This is a genomic window from Cupriavidus sp. TMH.W2, assembly GCF_050847365.1.
GTDB lineage: Bacteria > Pseudomonadota > Gammaproteobacteria > Burkholderiales > Burkholderiaceae > Cupriavidus.
This window is the reverse complement of record NZ_CP193792.1, coordinates 3,345,457-3,359,671: the sequence shown is the minus strand read 5'-3', so window position 1 is coordinate 3,359,671 and position 14,215 is coordinate 3,345,457. Positions and strand designations below refer to the sequence as shown.

Genomic DNA, 14,215 nt, shown 5'->3' with positions numbered 1-14,215 from the left:
GAATGCTGACGATTGGACTGGCCGCCGCTGCGGCATCGGTCACCCTGCTGGGCGGCTGCGCCGTCTATCCCACGCCCGCCGGCCCCGCGATCGGTCCTGCGCCGGTGTACGTGGCGCCGGCACCGGTCGTGGTGGCACCGCGGCCGTACTACTACGGCGGCTATGGCTATGGCTACTACGGCCGGGGATACCGCCACTGGTATTGACCGCGGCAGGCAGGACAATGCAGGAGGATGCCGGCGCGCAGAGAGAGGCTGCGCGCCGGCGGCGTTTCAGTTGCCGGCCGCGTCGCCGGCCCGGGCATTCAGCCCGCCCCAACTGGGCGCCAGCGTCTGGGCCATCTCCGGCAAATCGACCAGGTCGAGCACGCGACCGACCGTATGGTCGACCAGTTCGGCAATGCTCTGCGGCTTCTGGTAGAAGCCCGGCACCGGCGGGAAGACGATCCCGCCCATTTCCGTCACCGCCGTCATGTTGCGCAGATGCGCGAGATTCAGCGGCGTTTCCCGCACCATCAGCACCAGCTTGCGCCGCTCTTTCAGGGTGACGTCGGCGGCACGCGTGATCAGGTTGTCGGACAGGCCGTGCGCAATCGCTGCCAGCGTGCGCATAGAACAGGGGGCCACCACCATCGCCTGCGCGCGGAACGAGCCGCTGGCGATGGTCGCGCCGATGTCGCGCACGTTGTGCACGACGCTGGCCAGCGCCTCCACCTCGGCACGGCTGATGTCCAGTTCGTGCTGCAGGTTCATCACGCCGGCCGGCGAAATCAGCAGATGGGTTTCCACCGAGGGCGCCGCGCGCAGCACCTGCAGCAGGCGCACGCCGTAGATGGCGCCGGTGGCGCCCGTGATGGCGACGATCAGCCGTCTGGGTGTGCCGCCGGTCACGGACATGGCCGAACGCACCCTTTGATCAGCCCTTGAGCAGGGTTTGCAGTTCGCCGTTCTGGTACATCTCCATCATGATGTCCGAGCCGCCGATGAACTCGCCGTTCACGTAGAGCTGCGGGATGGTCGGCCAGTTGGCGTATTCCTTGATGCCCTGGCGCACGCCTTCGTCGTCCAGCACGTTGACCGTGGTGGGCGCGTCCACGCCGCAGGCCTTCAGGATCTGGATGGCGCGGCCCGAGAAGCCGCACATCGGGAACTGCGCGGTGCCCTTCATGAACAGGACTACCGGGTTGCCCTTGACGATCTGGTCGATCTTTTGCTGCACGTCGCTCATGGTTTGCTTTTCAGTGGGGCGAGGCCGTGTCGCGGGCGCCGCCTGGGGAGAATGGGATGCCGCGCGGCCGGGCTGCGTGGCGGGGATCTGACAGCGATTTTACCGGAATCGCCGCCGCGCTTCAGGGGGCCGTACCGCGCCGCCCGACTATACGCCCGGCCAGCGTCCGCCGGTGCAGCGCTCCAGGCCGGCCAGGTCGCGGGCGGTGAAGACCTCGGTGAAGCCGGCCTGCTCCAGCAGCTTGCGGGTGGCCTGGGCCTGGTCGTAGCTATGTTCCATGAGCAGCCAGCCGCCTGGCAGCAGCCGCGCGCCGGCGCCGCCGACGATGGTCCGCAGGTCGGACAGGCCGTCGTCGTGGTCGGTCAGCGCGTCGATCGGTTCGAAGCGCAGGTCGCCCTCGGCCAGGTGCGGGTCGCCCGCGGCGATATAGGGCGGATTACTGACGATCAGGTGAAAGCGCAGGTCCGGCGGCAGCGCCGCGTACCAGTCCGACACCAGGAAGTGGATGCGGTCGGCGCCGAGCGCGCTGGCGTTGTCCTGCGCCACCATCAGCGCGCCGGGCGAGATATCGGTGGCCCAGACTTGTGCGTCGTGGCGCTCGCGCGCCAGCGTCACGGCCAGGATGCCCGAGCCCGTGCCCAGGTCCAGCACCCGTGGCTGCGGCACGTCGGCCAGCCGCGCCAGCGAGGCTTCGGCGGCGACCTCGGTATCGGGGCGCGGGATCAGCACATCGGGCGTGACCCGGAACCTGCGGCCGAAGAACTCGCGCTCGCCGATCAGGTAGGCCATCGGCTCGCCCGCCAGCCGCCGCGCCAGCAGCGTGGCAAAGGCATCGCGCTGGGCGATGGTGAGGGTGTCGGTGTCGCGCGTGATCAGCTGCGTGCGGCTCAGGCCGGTGACATGGGTCAGCAGCATGCGCACTTCCAGCGCAGGCAGGCCGGCCATGGCGGCCAGGGTCTGGGCTTCGCGCAGCGTGGGGGTCGCCGGCAGCGCGGCAGAGTTTGGGGAAGACATCGAAAGGGAGGAGACGGTTCTTTTGCCGGCTACAAAAAACCCCACCGGCGCAAAGGCCTGGCGGGGCTTTGGGGCGGGACTTCCAGCTTGGCGCCAGTGTACCGCTCATCGACAGCGGGCGGCGCAATGCCCCCGCCCGGACGATTACTTATTGACGGCGTCCTTGGCCTTGTCGGCACCGGCGTTGACGGCGTCCTTGGCGGCCTGCTTGGCGTTTGCCATGGCATTGCCGGCGTCTTCCTTGGCCTTGTCGGCGGCAGCCGCGACGTCGGCCGCAGCACCGCTGGCGGCGGACTTGGCGGCGTCCGCGGCGTTGCCGGCCGCCGCGGCGGCATCGCTGGCAGCAGCCTTGGCGGATTCAGCGGCGCTCTTCATGGCGCTCTCGGCGCTCGAGGCGGCAGGCGGGGCTTCTTCCTTCTTGCTGCAAGCGGCCATGGCCGCGGTGATCATCAACAGTGCGAGCAGTTTTTTCATGATTTCGTCCTAGGTATGTTCTCGGGGAGTGACTACCCGGCACCATTCTCCGTTTGCCGGTCGAAATCGATTATAGACAGCGGCCTTACCCCCACCAGTGCTGTTTCAAGCATTTACAACAAATACAAAGATATCGGCGACTTTACGCGGTGTTCGTGACGGAAGCTTGATCGCACGACACATAGTGGTGCTCAAGCCTCTTCGCCAAGCGCTGCCAGCTGATCGGCCTGGTGTTCCGAGGCAAGTGCCGACAGCAGCTCATCCATGTCGCCGTCCATGATCATGTCGATCTTGTACAGGGTCAGGTTGATGCGGTGGTCGGTCACGCGCCCCTGCGGGAAGTTGTAGGTGCGGATGCGGTCGCTGCGGTCGCCCGAGCCGATCAGGTTGCGCCGCGTGCTGGCCTCTTTTGCCTGGGCGGCGCGCGTCTGCATGTCCTTGATGCGGGCCGCCAGCACCTTCATCGCCTTGTCCTTGTTGCGGTGCTGGCTGCGGTCGTCCTGGCACTCGACCACGATGCCGGTCGGCAGGTGGGTCAGGCGCACCGCGGAATCGGTCTTGTTGACGTGCTGGCCGCCCGCGCCCGAGGCGCGGAAAGTGTCGATGCGCAGGTCGGACGGGTTGATCTCGACCTCGCCCACTTCATCGGCTTCGGGCATCACCGCGACCGTGCAGGCCGAGGTGTGGATGCGGCCCTGGGCCTCGGTGGCCGGCACGCGCTGCACGCGGTGACCGCCCGATTCGAACTTCAGCCTGGAAAATGCTGCATCGCCGGCGATCCGCACGATCACTTCCTTGTAGCCGCCGAGGTCCGATTCCGATTCGCTCATGACTTCGACCTGCCAGCGCTGGCGTTCGGCGTAGCGCGTGTACATCCGCAGCAGGTCGGCGGCGAACAGCGCGCTTTCCTCGCCGCCGGTGCCGGCGCGGATTTCCAGCAGCAGGTTGCGGTCGTCGTTGGGGTCCTTGGGCAGCAGCAGGCGCTGCAGGCTGGCCTCCAGCGCTTCGAGCCGCGCGCGCGCGCTGGCGATCTCGTCGGCGGCAAAGTCCTTCATCTCCGGATCGTCCAGCAGCGCCTGCGCGGTGGCCAGGTCGTCCTGGGCCTGGCGGTACTGCCCGTATTGCTCGGCTACCGGCGACAGCTCGGCATGCTCGCGGCTGAGCTTGCGGTATTGGTCGATCCTGGCGGTCGCGTCTTCGCGCGCGAGCAGGGCGTTGACTTCATCGAGTCGCTCGGCCAGTTGGTCGAGCTTGGCAAGCATGCTGGCTTTCATCGGGGGCGGACAGGAGTGGGGTGGGCCGGGCCGCGCGCACGACAGGGGCGGCGGCGTTGGCGTGCCCGGCGCGGCGCGCCGGCGGCTGGGCGAGCGCGGCTAGCGCTCGGAGTGGCTGCTGTGGCGGAACAGGCCAGGCACCAGGCGCAGCAGCGCCTCGCGGTCCTCGCCCTGGGTGTGGTTCAGCGCGTGCGTGGGGCCGTGCAGGAACTTGCGGGTCAGTGCGCCGGAGAGGGCCTCGAGCACGGCTTCGGGGTCGTCGCCGCGTGCCAGCATGCGGCGCGCGCGTTCCAGCTCGGCCTGGCGAATGGCCTCGCCGCTGGTCTGCAGCTCGCGGATGACGGGCACCACGCTGCGGGTTTCGAGCCAGTGCATGAAGTTCTGCACCCGGCTTTCGATAATGGCCTCGGCCTGCGCTACCGCGGCCTGGCGCATCGCGTTGCCTTCGCGCACGATCGCGCCGAGATCATCGACGGTGTACAGGAAGACGTCGTCCAGGCGCGCGACCTCGGGCTCAACGTCGCGCGGCACGGCCAGGTCGACCATCATGATCGGGCGGTGCTTGCGGCGTTTGACCGCGCGCTCCACCGCACCCAGGCCGATGATCGGCAGCGAGCTGGCGGTGCAGGACACCACGATGTCGAATTCATGCAGGCGCTCGCCCAGGTCCGTCAGGCGGATCGCGTTGGCGGTCAGGCCCTGGCCGGAGAGCTGCTCGGCGAGCTTTTCGCCGCGTTCCACGGTGCGGTTCGCCACCACGATCTGGCGTGGCTGCTGCGCGGCGAAGTGCGTGGCGCACAGTTCGATCATCTCGCCCGCGCCGATAAACAGCACGCGCTGGGTCGAGACGCTTTCAAAGATCCGCTGCGCCAGCCGTACCGCGGCCGCTGCCATCGACACCGAATGCGCGCCGATCTCGGTCTGGCCGCGCACTTCCTTGGCCACCGCGAAGGTGCGCTGGAACAGCTGGTTCAGGTACGTGCCCAGCGAGCCGGCTTCGCCGGCCGTGCGCACGGCGTCCTTGAGCTGGCCCAGGATCTGGGTTTCGCCCAGCACCATCGAATCCAGGCCGCTGGCCACGCGGAAGGCATGGCGCACGGCTTCGGACTGCGGCAGCGCGTAAAGGTGCGGGGCCAGTTCGCCGGCCGGCACGTTGTGGTGCTGCGACAGCCAGTGCAGGGTGTGCTCGAAACCATCCGTGCCCGGCGTCAGGACGTCGGTCGCGCAGTAGATCTCGGTGCGGTTGCAGGTGGACAGGATGGCGGCTTCGGTGCCGCTGCGCCCCGACAGGTGGGAGCGCAGCGCACCCAGCGCGGGTTTGATCTGCTCGAGCGGAAACGCCACCCGCTCGCGCAGCGAGACAGGTGCCGTGGTGTGATTGATGCCGATCGCGAGCAGTTGCATTTGTAGGGGACGGATACGGCCCGGAGCGTGGCCGGACCGAATGTCATTATACCGCCGGGATCGCTAATTGCAGGCGCAGGGCCGCGGCGGGTGGCAGCGGCCCCGGATTGCAGTATCGTTACGCCGCAGCCTTTTCGGTTGTGATGCTGACAACACAGGAGAAGCGGATGCTGGGCACCTTGATCGTGGGTTTGCTGGTGGGGCTGGCGGCGCGCCGGCTGCATCCGGCAGGGCGCGTGGTGACCCTGCCGGCCGCGCTGGTGCTGGGCGCGGCGGGTGCGGCGGGCGCATTCTACGGCGGCCGGGCGCTGCACTTGTTTGTCGACGGGCAGCTCGGCAGCTGGCTGGCAGTGATCGCCGGCCCGGCGCTGCTGGTGGGGTTCTGGGGCGCGGTGCGGCCGCGCGGACGGTAAAAACAGAACTGACGGCCCGGTCGGGAATCCGCACGCGGTTTGATCGCGGTCAGATGCGCTCCGGGCCCCGGCTCAGGCCCTGGCTGCCAGCAGGCGGCGCAGCACGCCGCTGGAATAGTGGCTGGCCACGTCGGTAAGGAATGCCGAAAAGTCCACATGCGCGGTATCGTCGGCGCGGTCCGAAATCGTCCGCATCACCGCGTACGGCACGCTGTACTCATGGCAGACCTGCGCCACCGCGGCGCCTTCCATTTCCACCGCCAGCAGCCCGGGCAGGCGCTCGCGCAACTCCGCCACCGCAGCGGGCGAGCCGATGAACTGGTCGCCGCTGGCGATCATGCCCTGGTGCAGCGCCGGAGAGGCGACCCCAAAACGATCGCGCACCTCGCGCGGTACCTCGGCGGCCAGGTCCTGCCGCAGGAAGTCCGCGGCGGCGGCATGCAGCTCGGCGGTCAGTGCCGGGTCAGCCGGGAACTCGGCGCGGTCCAGCAGCGGCACCTCATGGCGCCCGAAGAACGGGCGCGCGTCCAGATCATGCTGGATGGTGCGGTCGGCGATGACGATGTCGCCTACCTGTGTATCGGCCCCGACACCACCGGCCAGCCCGGTAAAGACAATCTGCTTCGCCCCGAACTCGCGGATCAGCGTGACCGTGGTGGCCGCCGCCGCCACCTTGCCCATGCGCGCCAGCACCAGCACGCATGGCTGCCCGTACAGATGGCCGGCGTAGTAGTCGCGCATGCCGATGGTATGCACGGTGGCGCGGCTGTCGTCATGGCGCATGGCGGCCACCAGGCCATCGACTTCATCATGGATGGCGGCAAGGATTCCGAGAGTCATGGAGCGGGGGAGGCGTGAAAAGCCACAGCATACCGGCCCGCGCAGGTCCGGCATAGATTTGAGCGCGACCGCACCGCCCCCTCCCACGCAACAGGTGCGGCCCCCGCTTCGCTTTGCTAAAGTCCCCGGCATCTCGGCACGTAAGGACACTTACATGCAAGGCACACCCACCGCAAGCGGCGAGCAAGGCGAACGACGGGCCATCCGCCGGGCACTGGCCCACTGGCGCGCACTCGGGCGCCTGGCGCCGGCCGGCGTCGCCGCGCCCTGGGCGCGCACCGAACCGGTCGCCACCGACTGGCGCCGCTGGCTGGACACGGCACTGATGGCGCTGGGCACCGCGCTGCTGTGCGCCGGCGTGATCGTGTTTTTCGCCTTCAACTGGCAGGATCTGCACAAGTTTTCCAAGTTCGCCGTGCTGGCCGGCGCACTCACGCTGCTTGCCGGTTTTGCCTGGCTGCGCCCGGCTGGCGACACCGCGGGCCGCGCCGCGCTCGGCGGCGCGCAGGTGCTCGCCGGCGTGCTGCTGGCCGTGATCGGGCAGACCTACCAGACCGGCGCCGATGCCTGGCAGCTGTTCGCGCTGTGGGCCCTGCTGGCGGTGCCCTGGGCGCTGGCGGCGCGCGCGGCGCCGCACTGGTGGCTGGCGATCGTGGTCGGCAACGTGGCGCTGCTGCGCTACTTCAGCATCCGCTTCGGCATGGAGGGCGTGTTCGCGTTGCTGTTCGACGCGCGCTATATGCGTACCGCCTCGCTGGCGCTGCTGGGCGCGGTCATGCTGCAGCTGGCGCTGTGGGAGCTGCTGTGCGCCCGGGCGCCGGCACTGGGCTTTCGCGGGCAGACCGGCAGCCGCATGCTGGCCGCGCTGGCCTGCGTGCACGCCGGCTCGCTGGGGCTGGCCAGCCTGCTGGGCAGCCATTTCGATGGCGCCGCCTTCACGCTGGCGGTGGTGGTGCTGGCCGCCCTGATCTGGTGGTTCCGTCAGCGCGCCTTCGACATCGTGGTGCTGAGCCTGGCCTGCCTGACCGGCATCGTGCTGGCGGTGGCCGCGATCGCCAAGGTGCTGTTCGAAGGCAAGGGCGATTTCGGCGCCTTCCTGCTGCTCGGGCTGGTGACCATCGGCCTGGCCGCCGGCGCGGCTGCCTGGCTGATGCGTGCCTGGCGCAGCCAACTGGAGCAGGCATGACCAACCTACTGCGCACCGAGCAACAACTCTGGCAGCAACTCGCCGCCCGCGGCGAGGTACAGGGCGAGCCGCCCGCGCACATCGATACCCCCTGGGCCGTGCGCTGCCTGATGGGCGCGGCGGGGTGGCTGGGTGCCTTGTTCTTCCAGTTCTTCCTGGTCGGCACGGTCTTCGTCGCCGCGCGCGAGAACGGCATCGCCATGGCCGTGACCGGCCTGGCCATGATCGCGCTGGCCGCGCTGCTGTACTGGCGCGGCGGCGGCATCGCCGCGGGGCAGTTCGCGCTGGCCGTGAGCCTGAGCGGACAGGGCATGGCCGTGTTCGGGCTGAGCGAGGCGCTGGGCTTCACGCGCGTCACCGAGAGCGCGGGCTTCTGGGCCGGACTGGCACTGTTCGAGGCCGCACTGGCGTTGCTCGTGCCCAACCGGCTGCACCGGCTGTTGTGCGGGCTGGGCGCATGGATCGGGCTGGCAGGCGCCGTGCATCTCGTCCTGGCCGGCAGTGAGCCAAAGGACTGGCTGCTGTTGACGTGGTCCCTCGGCTGGCTGGTGCCGCTCGGCTGCGCGCTGGTGACGGGCTTCACGCTGGCTGAATCCAGCCTGTGCGCGGCAGGCAGCCACACGCTGCTGGAACCACTGGCCGACGCGACCCTGCTGTTCACGCTGGCGGTCGCCCTGGTCGTCACCGGCATGAGCCATCCGCTGGCCTGGCTGGGCAGCCCGGCAGCCGCGCACATCCCGCTGGCGCACTGGGTCGCGGGCGCACTGGCCACGCTGGTGCTGGCCGGGTTTGCGCTGGCCGAATGCCGCCGCCTGGCGCTCAGCACCGCCATGCAGGGCGCCGTCCTTGCCGGCGTGGTGGCTTTCGGCGCGCTGATGGCGGCCGCGCCCGCCGTGGTGGCCGGCGTGCTCGTGCTGGGGCTGGCCCTGCGGCGCGCGTCGATGCCGTGGCTGGGCCTGGGAATCGCCAGCATCGCCATCGGCTTCATCTGGTATTACTCGGCGCTGCACTGGACCCTGCTGGCCAAGTCCGGCACGCTCGCCGCGGCCGGCGTGCTGCTGCTGGCCGGCCGCTACTGGCTGCTGGGCCGCACCGAGATGGAGGCCGCATGAAACGCTGGATCCTGATCGCCTGGGCCCTGACCCTGGCACTGGCCGCCGCCGGCATCGCCGGCAAGGAGCGCCTGCTGGCGCGCGGCGACACCGTCCTCCTCAAGCTCGCTCCGGTCGACCCGCGCTCGCTGATGCAGGGCGACTACATGGCCTTGAACTTCGACATCGGCAACCAGATCCGCACCACGCAGACGCGCGACGACCGGCCGCCCCGCGATGGCGTGGCCGTGATCCGCCGTGATAAACAGGGCGTGGCCAGCTTCGTGCGCGTACACGGCGGCGAGCCGCTGGCGGCGGGCGAGCAGCTGCTGCGCTACCAGATCGCCCGCTCGCGCTGGGGTGGCATGCAGGTACAGGTGTCGACCGATGCGTATTTCTTCCAGGAGGGGCAGGGGGAGAGGTTTGCGCAGGCCGGGTATGGGGAATTCCGCGTGGATGCGGACGGGCAGGCGTTGTTGGTGGGGTTGCGGGGGAGGGGGATGGAGAAGTTGTGAGGCGAAAGTGATATCGCTCGCGCCAAAAAAAGCCCGCATCGCTGCGGGCTTATTCATGGGGTCTGTCGGGATCAGACGTTGAACAGGAAGTTCATCACATCCCCATCCTTCACCACATACTCCTTGCCTTCCGCCCGCATCTTGCCGGCTTCCTTGGCGCCGGTCTCGCCCTTGAAGCCAATGAAGTCCTCGTAGGCGATGGTCTGCGCGCGGATGAAGCCGCGTTCGAAGTCGGTGTGGATCACGCCGGCCGCCTTGGGGGCGGTGTCGCCGACATGGATGGTCCAGGCGCGCACTTCCTTGACGCCGGCGGTGAAGTAGGTCTGCAGGCCGAGCAGCTTGAAGCCGGCGCGGATCACGCGGTCCAGGCCGGGTTCTTCCATGCCCAGGTCAGCCAGGAATTCAGCCTTGTCGGCGTCGTCCAGATCGGCGATCTCGGCTTCGATGGCGGCGCAGACGGACACCACGGGAGAATCCGTCTGCTTGGCGTGCTCGCGCACGGCGTCCAGGTGCGGGTTGTTCTCGAAGCCGTCTTCACGCACATTGGCGACGTACATGGTCGGCTTGGCGGTGATCAGGCAGAACGGGCGGATGGCTTCCCACTCTTCCGGGGCCAGGTCCAGGGTGCGCACGGCCTTGGCCTGGTCGAGCACGGCCTGGGCCTTTTCCAGCACGGCGACCAGCCGCTGGGCTTCCTTGTCGCCGGCGCGGGCCGGCTTGATGTAGCGGGCCAGGGCCTTTTCGACGGTAGCCAGGTCGGCCAGCGCGAGCTCGGTGTTGATGACTTCGATATCCGACAGCGGGTCGACCTTGCCGGCCACGTGGATGACGTTGTCGTCCTCGAAGCAGCGCACCACGTGGGTAATGGCGTCGCATTCGCGGATATTGGCCAGGAACTGGTTGCCCAGGCCTTCACCCTTGGAGGCGCCCGCCACCAGGCCGGCGATGTCGACGAACTCGACCGTGGCCGGCAGGATGCGCTCAGGCTTGACGATTTCGGCCAGCTTGCCGAGCCTCGGGTCCGGCACTTCGACCACGCCCACGTTGGGCTCGATGGTGCAGAACGGGTAGTTTTCGGCGGCGATGCCGGCCTTGGTCAGGGCATTGAACAGCGTGGACTTGCCGACGTTGGGCAGGCCGACGATGCCGCATTGGAGGCTCATGGTGTTGTCTTAGGAATCAATGGGTTGCGTGATGCGGGGCCCGTGCCGCCAAGCCTGCGACAGGCGCGGATCGCACTACAACCGGGACTGCATCAGGGCGAGACAAAGACATCACATCGCGCTGGCTCAACGATGTTGTGCGAGTTTTGCCACGGAAAACCGCGATTGTAACCCTTTCAGGCGCCGGCATTGGCAGATGGGCGGCGAAGTCAGGCCGCGGGATGGTGGCGTGCAGCTTGCGGCGCTTACCCTGCATTTTCGGGTAGGTCTCATTGCCTTGCGTCAGCCGCGGGGCCTGGCCCGGACTGCCTGCGGAGTGACGTGGCTATAATCCAGCCATGACCCGATCCCACGCGTCCGCGCGCCCGTCCGCGCGCAACTCCTCCGCTTTCCAGGTTGCTGTCGTCGGCGGCGGCATCGTCGGCAAGTCCTGCGCGCTGCTGCTGGCCCAGCAGGGCATGGACGTGGCGCTGGTCGCGCCGAAGCCGCCCCGCGCCAGCGGCCGCACGGCGGCCGGGCCGGATGACTGGGACAGCCGCATCTATGCCTTCTCGGCCAGCTCGCACGCGCTGCTGGAGCGCATGCGCGTGTGGGAAGCGCTGGACCCGGCGCGGATCCAGCCGGTGCGCGACATGCGCGTGTTCGGTGATGTCAGCGCGGCAGAGACGTCGCCGACCCTGGACGGGGACCTGCATTTCTCGGCCTACGCCGCCGCGGTGCCGCAGCTCGCCTGGATCATCGAATCCGGCCACGTCGAGCGGGCGCTGGACACGGCGCTGGGCTTCCAGCACCAGGTGACCTGGCACGACGCCACGGCAAGCGCGTTCGAGCGCGATCCGGACGGCGTCACGCTGACCCTGGCCAATGGCGAGAAGCTGCGCACGGCCTGCGTGGTCGGCGCCGATGGCGCGCGCTCCTGGCTGCGCCAGCAATGCCATATCGGTGTCAGCACGCGCAAGTACCGCCAACTGGGCGTGGTCGCCAATTTTGCCTGCGAGCGCCCGCACCAGGAAACCGCGTGGCAGTGGTTCCTGGGCGCGCCGGAAAAGCTGATGGCGGACGAGGAACCCGCCAACGGCGAAGTGCTGGCGATCTTGCCGCTGCCGGACAACCATGTGTCGATGGTCTGGTCCGCCGACGAGGCCCACGCGCGCGAGCTGCTGGCACTGTCGCCCGAGGCCCTGGCCGCCACCGTGATGCAGGGTGCCAGCGGCGCGGTTGGCGCGCAGTTCGGCGCGCTGCGCTGCGTGACCCCCGCGCAGGGCTTCCCGCTGGTGCTGCAGCGTGCCGACCACTTCGTGCAGCCGCACATGGCGCTGGTGGGCGACGCCGCGCATGTGGTGCATCCGCTGGCCGGGCAGGGCATGAACCTGGGCCTGCGCGATGTCGCGGAACTTGGCCGCGTGATGGCCGACAAAGAATCTTTCCGCAGCGAGGGCGACCTGCGCCTGCTGCGCCGTTACGAGCGTGCCCGCGCCACCGATCTGTTGTCGCTGACCGCGGCCACCGACGGGCTGCACCGGCTGTTCTCGCTGCCTGGCGGCGTGGCGCGCGTGGTGCGCAATACCGGCATGCGCGCGGTTGGCGGCCAGTCCTTGCTCAAACGCTTTCTGATCGGGCGCGCGCTCGGCTGAGCGAGGCCGAATCCACCACCCGATCTCACTACCGAATACTCTGGAGTCCATATGTTCCAAATCCTGCGCCGCCATCCAGCCTGGACCGCCGCGATTGCCGGCGGGCTGGCCGCGGCCGGCTTCGCGCTGCATGCCATGGCCGCCGGCGAGCCCGGCACCGACCGCATCAAGGAGTCGCTGCAGAAGATGCTGGGCGCCCGCGCCGAAGTGAAGAGCGTCAGCAAGACCCCAGTGCCGGGCCTGTTCGAGGCCAATATCGGCGGGCAGGTGGTCTACACCGATGCCTCGGGCCGCTACATCCTGAACGGCGAGATGATCGACACCCGCACCGGCACCAACCTGACAGAGGAGCGGCTGGCCGAGATCAACCGCATCAAGTGGTCGGACCTGCCGCTGGCGCGCGCGATCAAGTGGACCAAGGGCGATGGCAGCCGCCAGGTGGCGGTGTTCTCCGACCCCAACTGCGGCTACTGCAAGCGCATCGAGCAGACCTTCCAGCAGATGGACAACATCACCGTGTACACCTTCCTGTACCCGGTGCTGTCGCCGGATTCGGAAACCAAGGCCAAGCAGGTCTGGTGCGCGTCCGACCGCACCAAGGCCTGGCGCGACTGGATGCTCAAGCAGGTGGCGCTGAGCGGCAACGGCAGCTGCAAGACCCCGCTGGAAGAGAACCTGGCGCTGGGCCACAGCCTGAATATCAACGGCACGCCTGCGGTGTTCTTCATGGACGGCACCCGCATCCCGGGCGCGGCCGACGTCGCCACGCTGGAACGCAAGCTCGCCAGCCTCAAGAAATAGGCGCGCGCCGGACCTGTCCCGGCCCGATCGACGGCCGGACTTGTCCGGCCGTTCTGCTTTCTGCCTTTCCCCATATTTCATGCGATCGCCGGCAGGCGACAAAGGAGACACCATGACCTTCCAGGCATTGCTGCTGACCCAGGCCGACGGCGCCACCCAGGCCAATATCGCCACGCTCGACGACACGCAGTTGCCCGCTGATGGCGACGTGCTGGTCGCCGTCGACTATTCCACCATCAACTTCAAGGATGGGCTGGCGATCACGGGCCGCTCGCCGGTGGTGCGCAAGTGGCCGATGGTGGCGGGCATCGACGGTGCCGGCACGGTGCTGGAATCCGCGCACCCGCGCTGGCAGGCCGGCGACAAGGTGGTGCTCAACGGCTATGGCGTGGGCGAGACGCACTGGGGCTGCCTGGCGCAGCGCGCGCGGCTGAAGGGCGACTGGCTGGTGCGCCTGCCCGGCGCCTTCACCACGCGCCAGGCCATGGCGATCGGCACGGCGGGCTATACCGCGATGCTGTCGGTGCTGGCGCTGGAGCGCGGCGGCGTCAACGGCCCGGTGCGCCCGGGCGATGGCGAGGTGCTGGTGACCGGCGCCTCGGGCGGGGTGGGGACGGTGGCGATCTCGCTGCTGAGCAGGCTGGGCTACAAGGTGGTGGCCTCGACCGGGAAGACCAAAGAAGCTGACTTCCTGAAGGCGCTGGGCGCCGACGAAGTGATCGACCGCGCCGAGCTGGGCGTGCCCGGCAAGCCGCTGCAGAAAGAACGCTGGGCCGCGGTGGTCGACTCGGTCGGCTCGCACACGCTGGTCAATGCCTGCGCGCAGGTGCGCTACGGCGGCGTGGTGACCGCGTGCGGGCTGGCGCAGGGCCTGGACTTCCCGGGGTCGGTGGCGCCGTTCATCCTGCGCGGCATCACGCTGCACGGCATCGACAGCGTGATGGCGGCGATGCCGCTGCGCGAGCAGGCCTGGCAGCGGCTGGCCAGCAACCTGGAGCCAGACCGGCTCAGTGCGTTGACGCGCGAGATCGGCCTGGGCGACGCGATCGAGGCGGGCCGCAAGATCATGGAAGGCGGCATGCGCGGGCGCGTGGTGGTGGATGTGAATCGCGGCTGATCGCGCGCGCCAGTCGCCTTGCCGCAAAACCGCGTCGGCACCGACGGTATGTGCCGACGTTA

General features: G+C 68.8%; 16 protein-coding genes. 8 read left to right on the top strand and 8 right to left on the bottom strand.

Annotated features, from left to right (window positions below; all coding sequences use genetic code 11):
- The first annotated feature begins 2 nt into the window (after positions 1 to 2).
- The gene (locus ACREYQ_RS15405) at positions 3 to 206 is read left to right on the top strand and encodes a hypothetical protein (RefSeq protein WP_432260428.1); all 204 of its coding nucleotides are present in this window, start codon (positions 3 to 5) and stop codon (positions 204 to 206) included.
- Between the two features lie 66 nt (positions 207 to 272).
- On the opposite strand, the gene ACREYQ_RS15400 is transcribed toward ACREYQ_RS15405, so the two are convergent.
- The 6 genes from ACREYQ_RS15400 to hemA all read right to left on the bottom strand — a co-directional run bounded on the left by ACREYQ_RS15400 (position 273) and on the right by hemA (position 5,393).
- Positions 273 to 896 (bottom strand): UbiX family flavin prenyltransferase, encoded by a 624-nt coding sequence (locus tag ACREYQ_RS15400; protein WP_432258425.1) that lies wholly within the window; start codon positions 894 to 896, stop codon positions 273 to 275.
- A gap of 19 nt (positions 897 to 915) precedes the next feature.
- Positions 916 to 1,227: a Grx4 family monothiol glutaredoxin gene (gene grxD, locus ACREYQ_RS15395; protein WP_041228169.1), complete on the bottom strand. Its 312-nt coding sequence runs from the start codon at positions 1,225 to 1,227 to the stop codon at positions 916 to 918.
- A gap of 147 nt (positions 1,228 to 1,374) precedes the next feature.
- Entirely contained in the window at positions 1,375 to 2,241 is an 867-nt protein-coding gene (prmC, locus tag ACREYQ_RS15390) for a peptide chain release factor N(5)-glutamine methyltransferase (RefSeq protein WP_432258424.1), read from the bottom strand.
- A gap of 144 nt (positions 2,242 to 2,385) precedes the next feature.
- On the bottom strand, positions 2,386 to 2,715 hold the full coding sequence (locus ACREYQ_RS15385; protein WP_432258423.1) for a hypothetical protein: 330 nt from the start codon (positions 2,713 to 2,715) through the stop codon (positions 2,386 to 2,388).
- 191 nt (positions 2,716 to 2,906) lie between these two features.
- On the bottom strand, positions 2,907 to 3,989 hold the full coding sequence (gene prfA, locus ACREYQ_RS15380; RefSeq protein ID WP_432258422.1) for a peptide chain release factor 1: 1,083 nt from the start codon (positions 3,987 to 3,989) through the stop codon (positions 2,907 to 2,909).
- A 99-nt stretch (positions 3,990 to 4,088) separates the two neighbouring features.
- On the bottom strand, positions 4,089 to 5,393 hold the full coding sequence (hemA, locus tag ACREYQ_RS15375; RefSeq protein ID WP_078198035.1) for a glutamyl-tRNA reductase: 1,305 nt from the start codon (positions 5,391 to 5,393) through the stop codon (positions 4,089 to 4,091).
- A 167-nt stretch (positions 5,394 to 5,560) separates the two neighbouring features.
- On the opposite strand from hemA, the gene ACREYQ_RS15370 reads away from it, so the two are divergent.
- Positions 5,561 to 5,806 (top strand): hypothetical protein, encoded by a 246-nt coding sequence (locus ACREYQ_RS15370; RefSeq protein WP_432258421.1) that lies wholly within the window; start codon positions 5,561 to 5,563, stop codon positions 5,804 to 5,806.
- A gap of 72 nt (positions 5,807 to 5,878) precedes the next feature.
- Here ACREYQ_RS15370 and ACREYQ_RS15365 read toward each other — a convergent pair whose 3' ends face one another.
- Positions 5,879 to 6,646: a 5'-methylthioadenosine/adenosylhomocysteine nucleosidase gene (locus ACREYQ_RS15365; protein ID WP_432258420.1), complete on the bottom strand. Its 768-nt coding sequence runs from the start codon at positions 6,644 to 6,646 to the stop codon at positions 5,879 to 5,881.
- 154 nt (positions 6,647 to 6,800) lie between these two features.
- On the opposite strand from ACREYQ_RS15365, the gene ACREYQ_RS15360 reads away from it, so the two are divergent.
- Genes ACREYQ_RS15360 through ACREYQ_RS15350 form a run of 3 tightly spaced genes read left to right on the top strand, consistent with a single transcriptional unit; the run spans position 6,801 to position 9,438 of the window.
- Positions 6,801 to 7,832 carry a DUF2157 domain-containing protein gene (locus tag ACREYQ_RS15360; protein ID WP_432258419.1) on the top strand — a complete coding sequence of 344 codons (1,032 nt, stop codon included), beginning with the start codon at positions 6,801 to 6,803 and terminating at the stop codon, positions 7,830 to 7,832.
- Entirely contained in the window at positions 7,829 to 8,944 is a 1,116-nt protein-coding gene (locus ACREYQ_RS15355; RefSeq protein WP_432258418.1) for a DUF4401 domain-containing protein, read from the top strand. Before ACREYQ_RS15360 ends, ACREYQ_RS15355 begins: the two co-directional genes overlap by 4 nt.
- The gene (locus ACREYQ_RS15350; RefSeq protein ID WP_432258417.1) at positions 8,941 to 9,438 is read left to right on the top strand and encodes a GDYXXLXY domain-containing protein; all 498 of its coding nucleotides are present in this window, start codon (positions 8,941 to 8,943) and stop codon (positions 9,436 to 9,438) included. Before ACREYQ_RS15355 ends, ACREYQ_RS15350 begins: the two co-directional genes overlap by 4 nt.
- 71 nt (positions 9,439 to 9,509) lie before the next feature.
- Here the strand turns inward: ACREYQ_RS15350 and ychF are convergent, their stop codons facing one another.
- Positions 9,510 to 10,601, bottom strand: a complete 1,092-nt coding sequence (gene ychF, locus ACREYQ_RS15345; protein ID WP_432258416.1) for a redox-regulated ATPase YchF — start codon at positions 10,599 to 10,601, stop codon at positions 9,510 to 9,512.
- 338 nt (positions 10,602 to 10,939) lie between these two features.
- Here ychF and ACREYQ_RS15340 point away from each other — a divergent pair, with 338 nt between their 5' ends.
- The 3 genes from ACREYQ_RS15340 to ACREYQ_RS15330 all read left to right on the top strand — a co-directional run bounded on the left by ACREYQ_RS15340 (position 10,940) and on the right by ACREYQ_RS15330 (position 14,153).
- Positions 10,940 to 12,235 carry a UbiH/UbiF family hydroxylase gene (locus ACREYQ_RS15340; protein ID WP_432258415.1) on the top strand — a complete coding sequence of 432 codons (1,296 nt, stop codon included), beginning with the start codon at positions 10,940 to 10,942 and terminating at the stop codon, positions 12,233 to 12,235.
- Positions 12,236 to 12,286: 51 nt separating this feature from the next.
- Positions 12,287 to 13,036 (top strand): DsbC family protein, encoded by a 750-nt coding sequence (locus tag ACREYQ_RS15335; RefSeq protein ID WP_432258414.1) that lies wholly within the window; start codon positions 12,287 to 12,289, stop codon positions 13,034 to 13,036.
- 112 nt (positions 13,037 to 13,148) lie between these two features.
- Complete coding sequence (locus tag ACREYQ_RS15330) at positions 13,149 to 14,153, top strand: MDR family oxidoreductase (RefSeq protein WP_432258413.1); 1,005 nt, start codon at positions 13,149 to 13,151, stop codon at positions 14,151 to 14,153.
- The last annotated feature ends 62 nt before the right edge of the window (positions 14,154 to 14,215 follow it).